This is a genomic window from Stenotrophomonas sp. A3_2 (assembly GCF_036624925.1).
Lineage (GTDB): Bacteria > Pseudomonadota > Gammaproteobacteria > Xanthomonadales > Xanthomonadaceae > Stenotrophomonas > Stenotrophomonas hibiscicola.
Genome location: NZ_JAZKVY010000278.1, coordinates 1 through 14,870 on the forward strand (window position 1 = coordinate 1; position 14,870 = coordinate 14,870).

Consider the following 14,870-nt stretch of genomic DNA (forward strand, 5'->3'; position numbering starts at 1 on the left):
GAAATGGTGATGCCGGGTGACAACGTCAAGATGGTCGTCACCCTGATCAACCCGGTGGCGATGGACGAAGGCCTGCGCTTCGCCATCCGCGAAGGCGGCCGCACCGTCGGCGCCGGCGTGGTCTCGAAGATCATCGAGTAATCTGGTAGTATCTGCGCCCCGATGTTGCCTGGGTAGGGCATCGGGGCGTATCAAATGGGAAAGCAGGCACAGGATGTGCCTTGTGTTCCCCGGACCAGGAAGGGTCAATGCCATTCAGGCGGCGTCAACAGGCGACTGTTGACAGCTGCCTTGTGTGCCATTATGCTTCTACGTCTGGGCAGGCCGGGAAACTGGTCTGCCTACGTTTTTGAGGTCTATGGAGTGACCTTGTCGGCCTGCAGGAGTGTGGGCCGTCCGTATTCAGGAATTTCATGGGGCAAAGCAACCCAGAGGCTTTGTCTGTCGCTCTTTTAACGAAGGAACCTACCGCCATGGCGGACCAAAAGATCCGGATCCGGCTGAAAGCGTTCGATCATCGTCTGATCGACCGTTCGGCCAGCGAGATCGTTGAAACGGCAAAGCGGACCGGCGCGCAAGTGCGTGGCCCGATCCCGCTGCCGACCAAGATCGAGCGCTACACCGTTCTCGTCTCCCCGCACGTCGACAAGGACGCGCGTGACCAGTACGAGACCCGCACGCACAAGCGCGTGCTCGATATCGTTGACCCGAATGACAAGACCGTGGACGCGCTGATGAAGCTCGAACTGGCTGCCGGCGTCGACGTTCAGATCAAGCTGACCTGAGGACTACGACCATGACGAAGAAGTATTCGTTGGGCTTCGTGGGCCGCAAGGCCGGCATGAGCCGCGTGTTCACTGAAGATGGCCGCTCCATCCCGGTGACCCTGATCGAAGCAACCCCGAACCGCATCGCGCAGATCAAGACCGTCGAAACCGACGGCTACAGCGCCGTGCAGGTGACCGTCGGCGCGCGTCGCGCTGCCCTGGTCAACAAGCCGGAAGCCGGCCACTTCGCCAAGGCGAAGGTGGAAGCGGGTCGTGGCCTGTGGGAATTCCGCGTTGAAGACGCGCAGCTCGGCGATTTCGCCGTTGGCGGCGAAGTCAAGGCGGACATCTTCGAAGTCGGCCAGATCGTCGACGTCCAGGGTGTCACCAAGGGTAAGGGCTTCCAGGGCACCATCAAGCGCCACAACTTCCGTATGGGCGATGCAACCCACGGTAACTCGCTGTCGCATCGCGCGCCGGGTTCGCTGGGTCAGCGCCAGACCCCGGGTCGCGTTTTCCCGGGCAAGAAGATGTCGGGCCACATGGGCGCGGTGCAGCAGAGCACCCAGAACCTGGAAGTGGTCAAGGTCGACGTCGAGCGCGGTCTGATCGCCGTTCGCGGCGCCGTTCCGGGCGCGGCCGGTGGCGATGTGATCGTCCGTCCGGCGAGCAAGGCATAAGGAGAGATGACGATGGAACTCGTTATCACGGGTAGCAACAACAAGGTCTCGGTCTCCGAAGCCGTGTTCGGTCGCGATTTCAGCGAAGATCTGGTCCACCAGGTCGTCGTTGCTTACCGCAACGCCGGTCGCGCCGGCACCAAGGCACAGAAGACTCGCTCCGAAGTGGCTGGTACCACCAAGAAGTCGAAGAAGCAGAAGGGCGGCGGCGCGCGTCATGGCGCACTGACGGCTCCGATCTTCGTCGGCGGCGGTGTCACCTTCGCGGCCAAGCCGCGCAGCTTCGAGCAGAAGGTCAATCGTAAGCAGTACCGTGCCGCCATGTGCGCGATCCTGTCCGAGCTGAACCGTCAGGGCCGTCTGACCATCGTGGAGTCCTTCGACGTCGAAGTGACCAACACGAAGGGTCTGGTCGCCAAGCTGGCCGGCCTGGAAGTGGGCAAGCGCCCGCTGATCGTCACCGAAGAAGCGTCCGAGCACCTGTACCTGTCCGCCCGCAATCTGCCGTACGTGCAGGTGCGTGACGTCCAGGGCCTGGATCCGGTCTCGCTGGTGGGTGCCGACACGGTCGTCATCACCGCTGACGCGGTCAAGAAGGTCGAGGAGTGGCTGGCATGAACAGCAACGAAAAAATCTTCAGCGTGCTGCGTGCCCCGCGTGTCTCCGAAAAGACCGCGCGCCTGCAGGAACTCTCCAACCAGTATGTCTTCGAAGTTTCGAACGAAGCCACCAAGGCCGATGTAAAGGCCGCGGTTGAGCAGCTGTTCGACGTCAAGGTCGAAGCTGTCAACGTGGTCAACGTCAAGGGCAAGAACAAGTCCTTCCGTAACCGTGCTGGCCGCCGCGGCGATTGGCGCAAGGCGTACGTTCGCCTGGCCGATGGCCAGTCGATCGATGTAACGGCCAAGGCCTGAGGTACATCCCATGCCATTGATGAAATTCAAGCCCACTTCCCCCGGCCGCCGTTCGGCCGTGCGCGTGGTCACTCCCGACCTGCACAAGGGTGCTCCGCACGCTGCCCTGGTCGAGTCGCAGAGCCGCTCGGGTGGTCGTAACCACCATGGCCGCATCACCGTGCGTCACGTCGGTGGTGGTGCCAAGCAGCACTACCGCATCATCGACTTCAAGCGCAACAAGCTGGGCATCCCGGCGCGCGTGGAACGCATCGAATACGATCCGAACCGCACCGCCCACATCGCCCTGCTGTGCTACGTCGACGGTGAGCGCCGCTACATCATCGCCCCGAAGGGCCTGAAGGCCGGTGATCAGGTGATCGCTGGTTCGGATGCCCCGATCAAGGCTGGCAACACCCTGCCGCTGCGCAACATCCCGGTCGGTACCACCATCCACTGCATCGAACTGAAGCCCGGCAAGGGCGCTCAGATCGCCCGCGCCGCCGGTGCGGCCGTGCAGCTGGTGGCCCGCGAAGGCATCTACGCCACCCTGCGCCTGCGCTCGGGTGAAATGCGCAAGGTGCCGGTCGAGTGCTGCGCCACCATCGGCGAAGTCGGCAACGACGAGCACAGCCTGGAAAAGCTGGGCAAGGCCGGTGCCAAGCGTTGGCGCGGCGTCCGCCCGACCGTTCGTGGTGCTGCCATGAACCCGGTTGACCACCCGCACGGTGGTGGTGAGGCCAAGGCCGGCCAGGGTAACCCGCATCCGGTCACCCCGTGGGGTGTCCCGACCAAGGGTTACAAGACGCGCCATAACAAGCGCACTCAGCAGTTCATCGTCCGCGATCGTAGGGGCTAATCGACCATGGCACGTTCACTCAAGAAGGGCCCGTTCGTCGATCACCACCTCGTCAAGAAGGTGGAGGCCGCTGCGGGCAGCAAGAAGCCGATCAAGACCTGGTCGCGCCGTTCGATGATCCTGCCTGACATGGTAGGCATCACCATTGCCGTGCATAACGGCAAGAACCACATCCCGGTTCTCGTCAACGAGAACATGGTCGGCCACAAGCTCGGCGAATTTGCCATCACCCGGACCTTCAAGGGTCACGGTGGTGACAAGAAGTCGGGCAAGTAAGGAGAGATGACAATGGAAGCGAAAGCCATCCTGCGCACTGCGCGCATCTCCCCGCAGAAGGCTCGTCTGGTCGCTGACCAGGTGCGCGGTCTGCCGGCCGAACGTGCGGTCAACCTGCTGAAGTTCTCGGACAAGAAGGCTGCCCACCTGATCAAGAAGGTGGTGGAGTCGGCTATTGCCAATGCCGAGAACAACCAGGGCGCCGACGTCGACGAGCTGAAGGTTCAGACCATCATGGTTGATGAAGGTCCGACCCTGAAGCGTTTCATGGCGCGGGCGAAAGGCCGCGGTACCCGCATCCTCAAGCGCACCAGCCACATCACTGTGGTTGTGGGCGCCGCCAAGTAAGCGGATAAGGAAAAGACCATGGGTCATAAAGTTCATCCGATTGGTATCCGCCTCGGCATTTCCAAGGACTGGAACTCCAAGTGGTACGCCAACAAGGCCGAGTTCGCCGGTTACCTGGCAGCCGACCTGAAAGTGCGCGACATGCTGCGCAAGAAGCTGGCCCAGGCCGGCATCAGCAAGATCCTGATCGAGCGTCCGGCCAAGACCGCTCGCGTGACGATCCACACCGCCCGTCCGGGCGTGGTGATCGGCAAGCGCGGTGAGGACATCGAGAAGCTGCGCAAGGAAGTGAGCGAGATGATGGGCGTCCCGGCGCACATCAACGTCACCGAAGTGCGCAAGCCGGAACTGGACGCGCAGCTCGTTGCCGAGTCGATCGCCCAGCAGCTGGAGCGTCGCATCATGTTCCGCCGTGCAATGAAGCGCTCGGTCGGCAACGCGATGCGCCTGGGTGCCCTGGGCATCAAGGTCAACGTCGGTGGCCGCCTCAACGGTGCAGAAATCGCCCGTTCGGAGTGGTACCGCGAAGGCCGCGTGCCGCTGCACACCCTGCGTGCCGACATCGACTATGGCTTCGCTGAAGCCAAGACGACCTACGGCATCATCGGCATCAAGGTCTGGATCTACAAGGGCGAGGTCTTCGATTTCTCCCAGGTTGGCCAGGAAAAGCAGGACGACACCCCGTCGCGCAACGATCGTCACGATCGCGGCGACCGTGGTGACCGTCAGCGCCCGGCCCGTGAAGCGAGGTAACGACAATGTTGCAACCCAAGCGAACCAAGTACCGCAAGGTACACAAGGGCCGTAACGATGGCCTGAGCTGGAGCGCCAACGCTGTCAGCTTCGGCGAATACGGCCTGAAGGCAACCGCACACGGTCAGCTGACCGCGCGCCAGATCGAAGCGGCCCGCCGCTCGATCAGCCGCTACGTCAAGCGCGGCGGCAAGATGTGGATCCGCGTGTTCCCCGACAAGCCCATCACCAAGAAGCCCATCGAAGTCCGAATGGGTTCGGGTAAGGGTAACGTGGAATACTGGGTGGCCCAGATCCAGCCCGGCCGCATGATCTATGAAATCGAGGGTGTTTCCGAGGAAGTGGCTCGCGAGGCGTTCCGCCTGGCCGCCGCCAAGCTCTCGGTCACCACCACTTTCGTGACCCGTACGGTGCGCTGATGGATATCAAAACTCTCCGTGAAAAGTCGGCTGACGAACTCAAGGCCCACCTGATCGACCTGCGTAAGGAACAGTTCTCTGTCCGTATGCAGCAGGTCACCGGCCAGCTGCCGAAGACCCACGACATTCGCCGGGTCCGTCGCGAGATTGCTCGCGTCAAGACCCTGCTCGGCAGCACGAAGTAAGGATGGCCGCTATGAGCGACAATACTGAAAAGAAGACGCTGCGCACGGTCGAAGGCCGTGTCGTCAGCAACAAGATGGACAAGACGGTTACCGTCCTGGTTGAGCGTCAGGTCAAGCACGCGCTGTACGGCAAGTACATCAAGCGCTCGACCAAGCTGCACGCCCACGATGCCGACAACGCCTGCAAGGAAGGCGATGTCGTCCGCGTGACCGAGATTGCTCCGATGTCCAAGACCAAGAACTGGCGCGTGGTGGAAGTCATCACGCGTGCGGCTGAATAAGGAGTCTGAATCATGATCCAGATGCAGAGCTACCTTGACGTCGCGGACAATTCGGGTGCCAAGCAGGTGATGTGCTTCAAGGTGCTGGGTGGTTCCAAGCGCCGTTACGCCGGCATCGGCGACATCATCAAGGTCACCGTGAAGGATGCGATTCCGCGCGGCAAGGTCAAGAAGGGTGAAGTGTATGACGCCGTCGTGGTGCGTACCCGCAAGGGTGTGCGTCGCGCCGACGGTTCGCTGATCCGCTTCGACGGCAACGCGGCCGTCCTGCTGAACAACAAGCAGGAGCCGATCGGTACCCGTATCTTCGGGCCGGTGACCCGTGAACTTCGTTCGGAGAAGTTCATGAAGATCGTCTCGCTCGCTCCCGAAGTGCTGTGAGCGACAGGAGATAATCATGGCTAACCGTATCAAGAAGGGCGACCAGGTTGTCGTCAACGCTGGCAAGGACAAGGGCAAGCAGGGCGAAGTCGTCCGCGTCGACGGCGACCGTGTGGTCGTCGCCAACGTGAACATCGTCAAGCGCCACACCAAGCCGAACCCGCAGGCAGGTGTTGCCGGCGGCGTGGTCGAGCGCGAAGCTTCGATCCATATCTCCAACGTGAACGTGCTGAACCCGGCTTCGGGCAAGGGCGAACGCGTTGGCTTCAAGGTGCTGGAGGATGGACGCAAACTGCGTGTGTTCCGCTCCAGCGGTGAGGCGCTCGACGCCTGAGGAATGTGAAGATGACTTCCCGTCTCGAAAAGATCTACAAGGAAGAAGTGGTGCCGGCGCTGATGAAGCAGTTCGGCTACACCAATCCGATGGAAGTACCGAAGCTCGTCAAGGTCACCCTGAACATGGGTGTCGGCGAGGCTGCCACCAACAAGAAGATCCTGGAAAACGCCGTCGCGGACATGACCAAGATTTCCGGCCAGAAGCCGGTTGTCACCAAGTCGCGTATCTCGGTCGCGTCGTTCAAGATCCGTGATGGTTGGCCGATCGGCTGCAAGACCACGCTGCGTCGCCACAAGATGTACGAGTTCCTGGACCGCCTGATCAACATCTCGCTGCCGCGCGTGCGCGACTTCCGTGGTGTTTCCGGCCGTTCCTTCGACGGCCGCGGCAACTTCAACATGGGTGTGAAGGAACAGATCATCTTCCCGGAAATCGACTTCGACGCCGTCGACGCGATCCGCGGCATGGATATCGCCATCACCACCACTGCGAAGACCGATGCGGAAGCGAAGGCGCTGCTGGCAGCGTTCAAGTTCCCGTTCCGTAACTGATCTGTCGAGGAAACCGAAATGGCAAAGACCTCCATGGTCAACCGCGACATCAAGCGGGAAAAGCTGGCCAAGAAGTACGCTGAAAAGCGTGCGGCTCTGAAGAAGATCGTGTCCTCCGTGGACGCGACCTACGAAGAGAAGATCGAGGCCGCAACCAAGCTGGCCAAGCTGCCGCGCGATTCGTCGCCGAGCCGCCAGCGTAATCGTTGCGAGCTGTCGGGTCGTCCGCGTGGCGTCTACAGCAAGTTCGGCCTGGGCCGTAACAAGCTGCGTGAAGCCACCATGCGTGGCGACGTGCCGGGTCTGCGCAAGGCCAGCTGGTAACCCCAGCCGGCCCTGCGATCAGGAGCCCCTTCGGGGGTTCCTGAACCGGGCAGGGGAGGCATTCAGCTTTCCCGACGCAAAAAAACCGAGGAGCCCGGCGCAAGCCGGGCTCTTTTGGCGTATACTCCCGCGTCTTGCCCTGCGCAAACGGGGTCGTAGGAGTGGGCTTCCGGCCCGCTGCATCAAGGGACCTGGCCCGTTTCCAGGAGACAACAGATTTTCGCGAAAGCGGATATCGGTGCACTCAAAGGTACTCATATGAGCATGACTGATCCCATCGCCGACCTGCTGGTCCGCATCAAGAATGCGGCCGCGGTGGGCAAGCAGACGGTGAAAGCCCCGTCGTCCAAGATCAAGGTTGCGATCGCCCAGGTCCTGAAGGACGAGGGTTACATCGCCGACCTGCGCGTGACCCAGCTGGAAAACAACAAGTCCGAGCTGGAAATCGTGCTGAAGTATTTCGAAGGCAAGCCGGTCATCGCGACCCTGAAGCGCTTCTCGCGTTCGGGCCTGCGCCAGTACCGCGGCAAGAGCGAGCTGCCGAAGGTCATGAACGGCCTGGGTATCTCCATCATTTCCACCTCCAAGGGCATCATGACTGATGCGCAGGCGCGCCAGCTGGGCGTCGGCGGCGAAGTCCTGTGCTTCGTGGCCTAAGGCGAAAGGAGTAGAACTATGTCCCGCGTAGCCAAGAAGCCGATCACCCTGGGTAAGGTTGAACTGAACGTCCAGTCGGACAGCGTCACCGCCAAGGGCCCGAAGGGCACCCTGTCGCTGGCCAAGCCGGCCGGTATTGCCATCAACGTCGACAACGGCGTTGCCACCCTGAGCACCGAAAGCGCCGACCTGGTCGCACTGACCGGTACCGTGCGTGCGATCCTGTCCAACATGGTCAAGGGCGTGTCCGAAGGCTTCGAGCGCAAGCTGGAGCTGGTGGGCGTGGGTTACCGCGCTGCCATGCAGGGCAAGGACCTGAACCTGTCGCTGGGCTTCTCGCACCCGGTCGTGTTCGTGGCGCCGGAAGGCATCACGCTGTCGACCCCGACCCAGACCGAGATCCTGGTCCAGGGCGCTGACAAGCAGGTCGTCGGTGAAGTTGCCGCCAAGATCCGTGCGTTCCGCAAGCCGGAACCGTACAAGGGCAAGGGCGTGAAGTACTCCGACGAAGTCATCATCCGTAAGGAAGCCAAGAAGGCATAAGCGCGAGTCCCTCGCAAGAGCCCGCACATCCCTGTGCGGACTTCTCAGGGAAAAGCTCTTCCTTCAGCTTTCAAGGAATAATCAAAATGAACAAGAACATCGCCCGCCTGCGTCGCGCCAAGTCGACCCGTGCCCACATCCGTGAGCTCGGCGTCGCCCGCCTGTCGGTGCTGCGCACCGGCCAGCACCTGTACGCCCAGGTCTTCACCGCCGACGGCTCCAAGGTGCTGGCTGCTGCCAACACCACCCAGGCCGACGTCATCGAAGGCCTGAAGAACGGCAAGAACGCCGATGCTGCTGCCAAGGTTGGCCGCATCGTTGCCGAGCGCGCCAAGGCCGCCGGCATCGAGAAGGTTGCCTTCGATCGTTCGGGCTACCGCTACCACGGCCGCATCAAGGCCCTGGCAGAAGCCGCCCGCGAAGCCGGCCTGCAGTTCTAAGGGACAAGGGCAGGGGGCCATTGGCCTCCTGCCCACCTGCTCGCCAGCCTGAGTGAGGCTGGACGGCGCCGCTCTTCTGCAGCGGCCCACCGGAACAACGCGTCACGCCACAACCATAAGCGGCTTCGAGCCGTACATACCCAAACAACCAAGGAATCAACATGGCAGAAGAGCGTCAGCAGCGGGGTCGCGATCGCGACCGTAACCGCGAAGAGAAGATCGACGACGGCATGATCGAAAAGCTGGTCGCGGTCAACCGCGTCAGCAAGACCGTCAAGGGTGGCCGCCAGTTCACCTTCACCGCCCTGACCGTCGTCGGCGACGGCGAAGGCAAGGTCGGTTTCGGCTATGGCAAGGCCCGCGAAGTGCCGGTTGCCATCCAGAAGTCGATGGAACAGGCCCGCAAGAACCTGGTCAGCGTTGACCTGAACAACGGCACCCTGTGGCACACCATCAAGGATGGTCACGGCGCAGCCCGCGTGTTCATGCAGCCGGCTTCGGAAGGTACCGGCGTGATCGCCGGCGGTGCCATGCGCGCCGTGCTGGAAGCCGTTGGCGTGAAGAACGTGCTGGCCAAGGCCACCGGTTCGCGCAACCCGATCAACCTGGTGCGTGCCACCGTGAAGGGCCTGGCTGCTGCACAGTCGCCGGCTCGCATCGCGGCCAAGCGCGGCAAGAAGGTGGAGGAACTCAACCATGGCTAATGAGTCCAACAAGACTGTCAAGGTCCGCCTGGTGCGTGGCCTGCGTGGCACCCAGTCGCGTCACCGCCTGTCGGTGCGTGCGCTGGGCCTGAACAAGCTCAACGATGTGCGTGAACTGAAGGACAGCCCGCAGGTGCGCGGCCTGATCAACAAGGTTCAGTACCTCGTCCAGGTTGAGGAGTAATCGACCATGACTCTGCGTCTCAATGAACTGAGCCCGGCACCGGGCGCCCGCACCGAGCGTACCCGCGTCGGTCGCGGTATCGGCTCGGGCCTGGGCAAGACTGCCGGCCGCGGCCACAAGGGTTCGTTCGCCCGCAAGGGTGGCGGCAAGATCAAGGCTGGCTTCGAAGGCGGCCAGACCCCCATGCAGCGTCGTCTGCCGAAGATCGGCTTCCGTTCGCCGATCGCCAAGGACACCGCTGAAGTGCTGCTGTACGCACTGGACAAGCTGCCGGCCGGTGAGATCGACTTCGCCGCCCTGCGTGCTGCCAAGCTGGTTCCGAGCACTGCCAAGAAGGCCAAGGTCGTCGTCAAGGGCGAAGTGACCAAGGCGTTCACCCTGAAGGGTATTGCTGCCACGGCGGGTGCCAAGGCCGCGATCGAAGCTGCCGGCGGCAGCGTAACGGAGTAAGAAAATCATGGCGCAAGCTGGCATCGGTAACCTCGCGGGCGGAATGGGCAAGTTCACTGAACTTCGCCAACGTTTGCTGTTCGTCGTCGGGGCTTTGATCGTCTATCGCATCGGCTGCTACGTGCCGGTGCCGGGCGTCAATCCCGATGCCATGCTTGCCATGATGCAACAGCAGGGCGGCGGCATCGTGGACATGTTCAACATGTTCTCGGGCGGCGCCCTGCACCGTTTCAGCATCTTCGCGCTGAACGTGATGCCGTACATCTCGGCATCGATCGTGATGCAGCTGGCCGTGCACATCTTCCCCGCCCTGAAGGCGATGCAGAAGGAAGGTGAGTCCGGCCGCCGCAAGATCACCCAGTATTCGCGCATCGGCGCCGTGCTGCTGGCAGTGGTGCAGGGCGGTTCGATCGCACTGGCCCTGCAGGGCCAGGTCTCGCCGTCGGGCGCTCCGGTCGTGTATGCGCCGGGCATGGGCTTCGTGCTCACCGCCGTGGTCGCGCTGACCGCCGGCACCATGTTCCTGATGTGGGTCGGTGAGCAGGTCACCGAGCGCGGCATCGGCAACGGCGTGTCGCTGATCATCTTTGCCGGTATCGTCGCTGGCCTGCCGGGTGCGATCATCCACACCTTCGACGCCTACCGCGACGGCAACATCCAGTTCATCCAGCTGCTGCTGATCGCCATTGTCGTGCTCGCGTTCACCTTCTTCGTGGTGTTCGTCGAGCGTGGCCAGCGCCGGATCACGGTCAACTACGCACGCCGCCAGGGCGGTCGCAACGCGTACATGAACCAGACCTCGTTCCTGCCGCTGAAGCTCAACATGGCCGGCGTCATTCCGGCAATCTTCGCCTCGAGCCTGCTGGCCTTCCCGGCCACCCTGGCCATGTGGTCCGGCCAGGCGGCCAACCAGAGCAGCTTCGGCCAGGTCCTGCAGAAGGTCGCCAATGCCCTGGGCCCGGGCGAGCCGCTGCACATGATCGTGTTCGCTGCGCTGATCACCGGTTTCGCGTTCTTCTATACCGCGCTGGTGTTCAACTCCCAGGAAACCGCTGACAACCTGAAGAAGTCGGGCGCGCTGATTCCGGGCATCCGTCCGGGCAAGGCCACCGCCGATTACATCGACGGTGTACTGACCCGCCTGACCGCAGCCGGCTCGGCCTATCTGGTGATCGTCTGCCTGCTGCCGGAACTGATGCGCACGCAGCTGAACGCCTCGTTCTACTTCGGCGGTACTTCGCTGCTGATCGTGGTGGTGGTGGTGATGGACTTCATTGCCCAGGTGCAGGCGCACCTGATGTCCCACCAGTACGAGAGCCTGCTGAAAAAGGCCAACCTGAAGGGCGGCAACCGCGGCGGTTTTGCCCGCGGCTGATTGGCCTGTTATACTTTCGTCTTCCTGACGTGATGGTCCCTCCGCTTCGCGGACTCCGGCCACACAAACGAAGGGCGGCCCCCGCAGCGGTTCCGGGTGGGGGTGTGATGAGGTGGTCCCGCGCTGGAGTAGCGCGGGCGGCCCCGGGGGATACCCCGGGTCCAACCCCATCCGGCGCCGGAGCCTGGGCACACTCCCCAGGCCGGGTTCATGAAACCAGTGGTTTCACGGGCTTCCATGTAAACCGGAACCTTGTTAGTATCGCTAGTTCACTTTTTTGATCCATCCTGCCGGATTGGCGTGCCCGAGGCGCGCTGTCGGCCATCACTCAGCTGGAGAACCGCGTCATGGCGCGTATTGCAGGCGTCAACCTGCCAGCCCAGAAGCACGTCTGGGTCGGGTTGCAAAGCATTTACGGCATCGGCCGTACCCGTTCGAAGAAGGTCTGCGAAGTCGCAGGCGTTGCTTCGACCACCAAGATCCGCGATCTGTCGGAGCCGGAAATCGAGCGCCTGCGCGCCGAAGTCGGCAAGTACATCGTGGAAGGCGATCTGCGCCGTGAGATCGGCATCGCGATCAAGCGCCTGATGGACCTGGGCTGCTACCGCGGCCTGCGTCACCGTCGTGGCCTCCCGCTGCGTGGCCAGCGCACCCGTACCAACGCCCGCACCCGCAAGGGTCCGCGCAAGGCGATCAAGAAGTAAGGGACTGAGAAATGGCTAAGCCCGCTGCTAAGACCAAGAAGAAGATCAAGCGCGTCGTCACCGACGGCGTTGCCCACGTCCACGCTTCGTTCAACAACACCATCGTCACCATCACCGACCGTCAGGGCAATGCTCTGTCGTGGGCGACCTCCGGTGGCGCTGGCTTCCGCGGTTCGCGCAAGTCGACCCCGTTCGCTGCCCAGGTGGCTGCTGAAAAGGCCGGTCGTGCTGCGCTGGACTACGGCGTGAAGTCGCTGGAAGTCCGCATCAAGGGCCCGGGTCCGGGCCGTGAGTCGGCCGTGCGTTCGCTGAACAACGTCGGCTACAAGATCACCAACATCATCGACGTGACGCCCATCCCGCACAACGGGTGCCGTCCGCCGAAGAAGCGTCGCGTCTAAAGGGAGCGATAAGAAATGGCTCGTTATATCGGTCCTACCTGTAAGCTCGCCCGTCGCGAAGGCGCCGACCTGTCCCTGAAGAGCCCGGCGCGTGCGCTGGACTCCAAGTGCAAGCTGGAGCAGAAGCCCGGCCAGCACGGCGCCACTGCCCGCAAGGGCAAGCTGTCCGACTACGCCACCCAGCTGCGTGAAAAGCAGAAGGTCAAGCGTATCTACGGCCTGCTGGAGCGTCAGTTCCGCAACTACTACAAGAAGGCCTCGACCAAGAAGGGCAACACCGGCGAGAACCTGCTGCAGCTGCTGGAAACCCGCCTGGACAACGTCGTCTACCGCATGGGCTTCGCCGTGACCCGTCCGGCTGCTCGTCAGCTGGTGTCGCACCGCGGCGTCACCGTGAATGGCAAGTCGGTCAACCTGGCTTCGTACCAGGTCAAGGCTGGCGACGCCATCGCCCTGTCTGAAAAGGCTGCCAAGCAGCTGCGCGTCCAGGAAGCCCTGACCGTCGCCGCCCAGCATGACCTGAGCCCGTCGTGGGTTGAAGTGGATTCCGGCAAGTTCACCGGCATCTTCAAGGCCGTTCCGGATCGTTCGGATCTGCCTGCGGACATCAACGAAGCGCTGATCGTCGAGCTGTATTCGAAGTAATTCACATTGGAGAGCCCCCGGCGACGGCCGGGGGTTCACTAGGAGAACCCGCAACATGACGGTTACCGCCAACCAGGTTCTGCGTCCTCGCGGTCCGCAGATCGAACGCCTTACCGACACCCGTGCAAAGGTCGTTATCGAACCTTTGGAGCGGGGTTACGGGCATACGCTGGGCAACGCCCTGCGTCGCGTGCTGCTGTCGTCCATCCCGGGCTTCGCCATCACGGAAGTCGAAATCGACGGCGTGTTGCATGAGTACACCACGGTCGAAGGTCTGCAGGAGGACGTGCTCGAAGTCCTGCTGAACCTGAAGGACGTGGCCATCCGTATGCACTCCGGCGACAGCGCCACCCTGTCCCTGTCCAAGCAGGGCCCGGGCGTTGTCACCGCTGCCGACATCAAGGTCGACCACAATGTGGAGATCCTGAACGGCGACCATGTGATCTGCCACCTGACCAAGGACACGGCGATCAACATGCGTCTGAAGATCGAACGTGGTTTCGGCTACCAGCCGGCTGCCGCGCGTCGTCGTCCGGACGAAGAAACCCGTGCCATCGGCCGCCTGGTCCTGGATGCCTCGTTCTCGCCGGTCCGCCGCGTCGCCTATGCCGTGGAAGCGGCCCGCGTCGAACAGCGTACCGACCTGGACAAGCTGGTCATCGATATCGAGACCAACGGCACCATCGATGCCGAGGAAGCCGTGCGCACCGCCGCCGACATCCTCAGCGACCAGCTGTCGGTGTTCGGTGACTTCACCCACCGCGACCGCGGTGCGGCCAAGCCGGCCAACAACGGCGTGGATCCGGTGCTGCTGCGCCCGATCGACGATCTGGAGCTGACCGTGCGTTCGGCCAACTGCCTGAAGGCTGAAAGCATCTACTACATCGGCGATCTGATCCAGAAGACCGAAGTGGAGCTGCTGAAGACCCCGAACCTGGGCAAGAAGTCGCTCACCGAGATCAAGGAAGTGCTGGCTCAGCGCGGCCTGTCGCTCGGCATGAAGCTGGAGAACTGGCCGCCGGCCGGCGTCGCCAGCCACGGCATGCTGGGCTGATATCGGTAATGCCTGAAGGCTCCACCGTTCGCGGTGGAGCCTTCAACGCAACACAACACGCCACGACGAACCGCAGGTTCGCGGGCAGGCCGTCCAGGACGGAGGGCCAGGACCAACCGCAGTCCGCGCAGCAACGCCAGGATGGCGACAACGATCCGCACAGCCTCATCATTAACCAAGGAATATCACCATGCGTCACCAGAAGTCTGGCCGTAAGTTCAGCCGCACCAGCGCCCACCGCGAAGCGATGTTCAAGAACATGGCCGCCTCGCTGTTCAAGCACGAGCTGATCAAGACCACCCTGCCGAAGGCCAAGGAACTGCGCCGCGTTGCCGAGCCGCTGATCACCCTGGCCAAGGTCGACTCCGTCGCCAACCGCCGTCTGGCCTTCGCCCGCCTGCGCGACAACGAAGCGGTGGGCAACCTGTTCACCATCCTGGGCCCGCGCTACGCGAACCGTCCGGGCGGCTACCTGCGCCTGCTGAAGTGCGGTTTCCGCGCCGGCGACAACGCGCCGATGGCCTACGTCGAGCTGGTCGACCGTCCGGTCGTGGCCGAGGAAGTGGCCGAGTAATCGGACCGCTCCAACGCGACACAGCGAAAGCCCGGCCTCTGCCGGGCTTTTGCGTTCTGGTAGCGGCGGGGGCGGCCCCGGCGGT

27 protein-coding genes and 1 pseudogene are annotated in these 14,870 nt (G+C 62.8%); all 28 read left to right on the forward strand.

Annotation, left to right across the window (positions count from 1 at the left end):
• Positions 1-141, forward strand: a pseudogene (tuf, locus tag R5H29_RS13755) (elongation factor Tu); the annotation flags it as partial.
• Positions 142-473: 332 nt separating this feature from the next.
• A complete protein-coding gene (gene rpsJ, locus R5H29_RS13760) occupies positions 474-785 on the forward strand; it encodes a 30S ribosomal protein S10 (RefSeq protein WP_005408208.1) in 312 nt (103 codons plus the stop codon).
• An 11-nt stretch (positions 786-796) separates the two neighbouring features.
• Positions 797-1,447: a 50S ribosomal protein L3 gene (rplC, locus tag R5H29_RS13765; RefSeq protein WP_004145336.1), complete on the forward strand. Its 651-nt coding sequence runs from the start codon at positions 797-799 to the stop codon at positions 1,445-1,447.
• Positions 1,448-1,459: 12 nt separating this feature from the next.
• Positions 1,460-2,065, forward strand: coding sequence for a 50S ribosomal protein L4 (gene rplD, locus R5H29_RS13770; RefSeq protein WP_019659578.1), 606 nt, complete (start codon positions 1,460-1,462; stop codon positions 2,063-2,065).
• Entirely contained in the window at positions 2,062-2,361 is a 300-nt protein-coding gene (gene rplW, locus R5H29_RS13775) for a 50S ribosomal protein L23 (protein WP_004145338.1), read from the forward strand. Before rplD ends, rplW begins: the two co-directional genes overlap by 4 nt.
• Before the next feature lie 10 nt (positions 2,362-2,371).
• A complete protein-coding gene (rplB, locus tag R5H29_RS13780) occupies positions 2,372-3,199 on the forward strand; it encodes a 50S ribosomal protein L2 (protein ID WP_004145339.1) in 828 nt (275 codons plus the stop codon).
• A gap of 6 nt (positions 3,200-3,205) precedes the next feature.
• Positions 3,206-3,475, forward strand: coding sequence for a 30S ribosomal protein S19 (gene rpsS, locus R5H29_RS13785; protein ID WP_005415413.1), 270 nt, complete (start codon positions 3,206-3,208; stop codon positions 3,473-3,475).
• 12 nt (positions 3,476-3,487) lie between these two features.
• A complete protein-coding gene (rplV, locus tag R5H29_RS13790) occupies positions 3,488-3,823 on the forward strand; it encodes a 50S ribosomal protein L22 (protein ID WP_004145348.1) in 336 nt (111 codons plus the stop codon).
• Positions 3,824-3,841: 18 nt separating this feature from the next.
• Complete coding sequence (gene rpsC, locus R5H29_RS13795; RefSeq protein ID WP_005415414.1) at positions 3,842-4,576, forward strand: 30S ribosomal protein S3; 735 nt, start codon at positions 3,842-3,844, stop codon at positions 4,574-4,576.
• A 5-nt stretch (positions 4,577-4,581) separates the two neighbouring features.
• Entirely contained in the window at positions 4,582-4,995 is a 414-nt protein-coding gene (gene rplP, locus R5H29_RS13800; protein WP_004154486.1) for a 50S ribosomal protein L16, read from the forward strand.
• A complete protein-coding gene (gene rpmC / locus R5H29_RS13805) occupies positions 4,995-5,180 on the forward strand; it encodes a 50S ribosomal protein L29 (RefSeq protein ID WP_004154487.1) in 186 nt (61 codons plus the stop codon). Before rplP ends, rpmC begins: the two co-directional genes overlap by 1 nt.
• Positions 5,181-5,191: 11 nt before the next feature.
• Entirely contained in the window at positions 5,192-5,461 is a 270-nt protein-coding gene (gene rpsQ / locus R5H29_RS13810) for a 30S ribosomal protein S17 (protein WP_004154489.1), read from the forward strand.
• A gap of 12 nt (positions 5,462-5,473) precedes the next feature.
• Positions 5,474-5,842, forward strand: coding sequence for a 50S ribosomal protein L14 (rplN, locus tag R5H29_RS13815; RefSeq protein WP_010483978.1), 369 nt, complete (start codon positions 5,474-5,476; stop codon positions 5,840-5,842).
• Between the two features lie 16 nt (positions 5,843-5,858).
• Positions 5,859-6,176, forward strand: a complete 318-nt coding sequence (gene rplX / locus R5H29_RS13820) for a 50S ribosomal protein L24 (RefSeq protein WP_004154490.1) — start codon at positions 5,859-5,861, stop codon at positions 6,174-6,176.
• 11 nt (positions 6,177-6,187) lie between these two features.
• On the forward strand, positions 6,188-6,730 hold the full coding sequence (gene rplE / locus R5H29_RS13825) for a 50S ribosomal protein L5 (protein ID WP_005415416.1): 543 nt from the start codon (positions 6,188-6,190) through the stop codon (positions 6,728-6,730).
• An 18-nt stretch (positions 6,731-6,748) separates the two neighbouring features.
• On the forward strand, positions 6,749-7,054 hold the full coding sequence (rpsN, locus tag R5H29_RS13830) for a 30S ribosomal protein S14 (protein ID WP_019659577.1): 306 nt from the start codon (positions 6,749-6,751) through the stop codon (positions 7,052-7,054).
• Between the two features lie 258 nt (positions 7,055-7,312).
• Entirely contained in the window at positions 7,313-7,711 is a 399-nt protein-coding gene (gene rpsH / locus R5H29_RS13835) for a 30S ribosomal protein S8 (protein WP_021204581.1), read from the forward strand.
• Positions 7,712-7,729: 18 nt separating this feature from the next.
• A complete protein-coding gene (gene rplF / locus R5H29_RS13840; RefSeq protein ID WP_019659576.1) occupies positions 7,730-8,254 on the forward strand; it encodes a 50S ribosomal protein L6 in 525 nt (174 codons plus the stop codon).
• An 80-nt stretch (positions 8,255-8,334) separates the two neighbouring features.
• Positions 8,335-8,694, forward strand: coding sequence for a 50S ribosomal protein L18 (gene rplR, locus R5H29_RS13845; RefSeq protein WP_026346969.1), 360 nt, complete (start codon positions 8,335-8,337; stop codon positions 8,692-8,694).
• Positions 8,695-8,855: 161 nt separating this feature from the next.
• Positions 8,856-9,398 (forward strand): 30S ribosomal protein S5, encoded by a 543-nt coding sequence (rpsE, locus tag R5H29_RS13850; RefSeq protein WP_004154496.1) that lies wholly within the window; start codon positions 8,856-8,858, stop codon positions 9,396-9,398.
• Positions 9,391-9,582 (forward strand): 50S ribosomal protein L30, encoded by a 192-nt coding sequence (gene rpmD, locus R5H29_RS13855; RefSeq protein WP_005408214.1) that lies wholly within the window; start codon positions 9,391-9,393, stop codon positions 9,580-9,582. Before rpsE ends, rpmD begins: the two co-directional genes overlap by 8 nt.
• A 6-nt stretch (positions 9,583-9,588) precedes the next feature.
• Positions 9,589-10,032 carry a 50S ribosomal protein L15 gene (gene rplO, locus R5H29_RS13860; protein ID WP_004154498.1) on the forward strand — a complete coding sequence of 148 codons (444 nt, stop codon included), beginning with the start codon at positions 9,589-9,591 and terminating at the stop codon, positions 10,030-10,032.
• Positions 10,033-10,039: 7 nt separating this feature from the next.
• Complete coding sequence (gene secY / locus R5H29_RS13865) at positions 10,040-11,407, forward strand: preprotein translocase subunit SecY (RefSeq protein WP_005408215.1); 1,368 nt, start codon at positions 10,040-10,042, stop codon at positions 11,405-11,407.
• 347 nt (positions 11,408-11,754) lie between these two features.
• Entirely contained in the window at positions 11,755-12,111 is a 357-nt protein-coding gene (gene rpsM, locus R5H29_RS13870; RefSeq protein WP_004154500.1) for a 30S ribosomal protein S13, read from the forward strand.
• Between the two features lie 11 nt (positions 12,112-12,122).
• Positions 12,123-12,512 (forward strand): 30S ribosomal protein S11, encoded by a 390-nt coding sequence (gene rpsK / locus R5H29_RS13875; protein WP_004145443.1) that lies wholly within the window; start codon positions 12,123-12,125, stop codon positions 12,510-12,512.
• 15 nt (positions 12,513-12,527) lie between these two features.
• Positions 12,528-13,157, forward strand: a complete 630-nt coding sequence (gene rpsD, locus R5H29_RS13880; protein ID WP_004145446.1) for a 30S ribosomal protein S4 — start codon at positions 12,528-12,530, stop codon at positions 13,155-13,157.
• Positions 13,158-13,212: 55 nt separating this feature from the next.
• Positions 13,213-14,211 carry a DNA-directed RNA polymerase subunit alpha gene (locus R5H29_RS13885; RefSeq protein ID WP_005408216.1) on the forward strand — a complete coding sequence of 333 codons (999 nt, stop codon included), beginning with the start codon at positions 13,213-13,215 and terminating at the stop codon, positions 14,209-14,211.
• A gap of 190 nt (positions 14,212-14,401) precedes the next feature.
• Positions 14,402-14,785, forward strand: a complete 384-nt coding sequence (gene rplQ / locus R5H29_RS13890; RefSeq protein WP_005408217.1) for a 50S ribosomal protein L17 — start codon at positions 14,402-14,404, stop codon at positions 14,783-14,785.
• Positions 14,786-14,870: the final 85 nt, after the last annotated feature.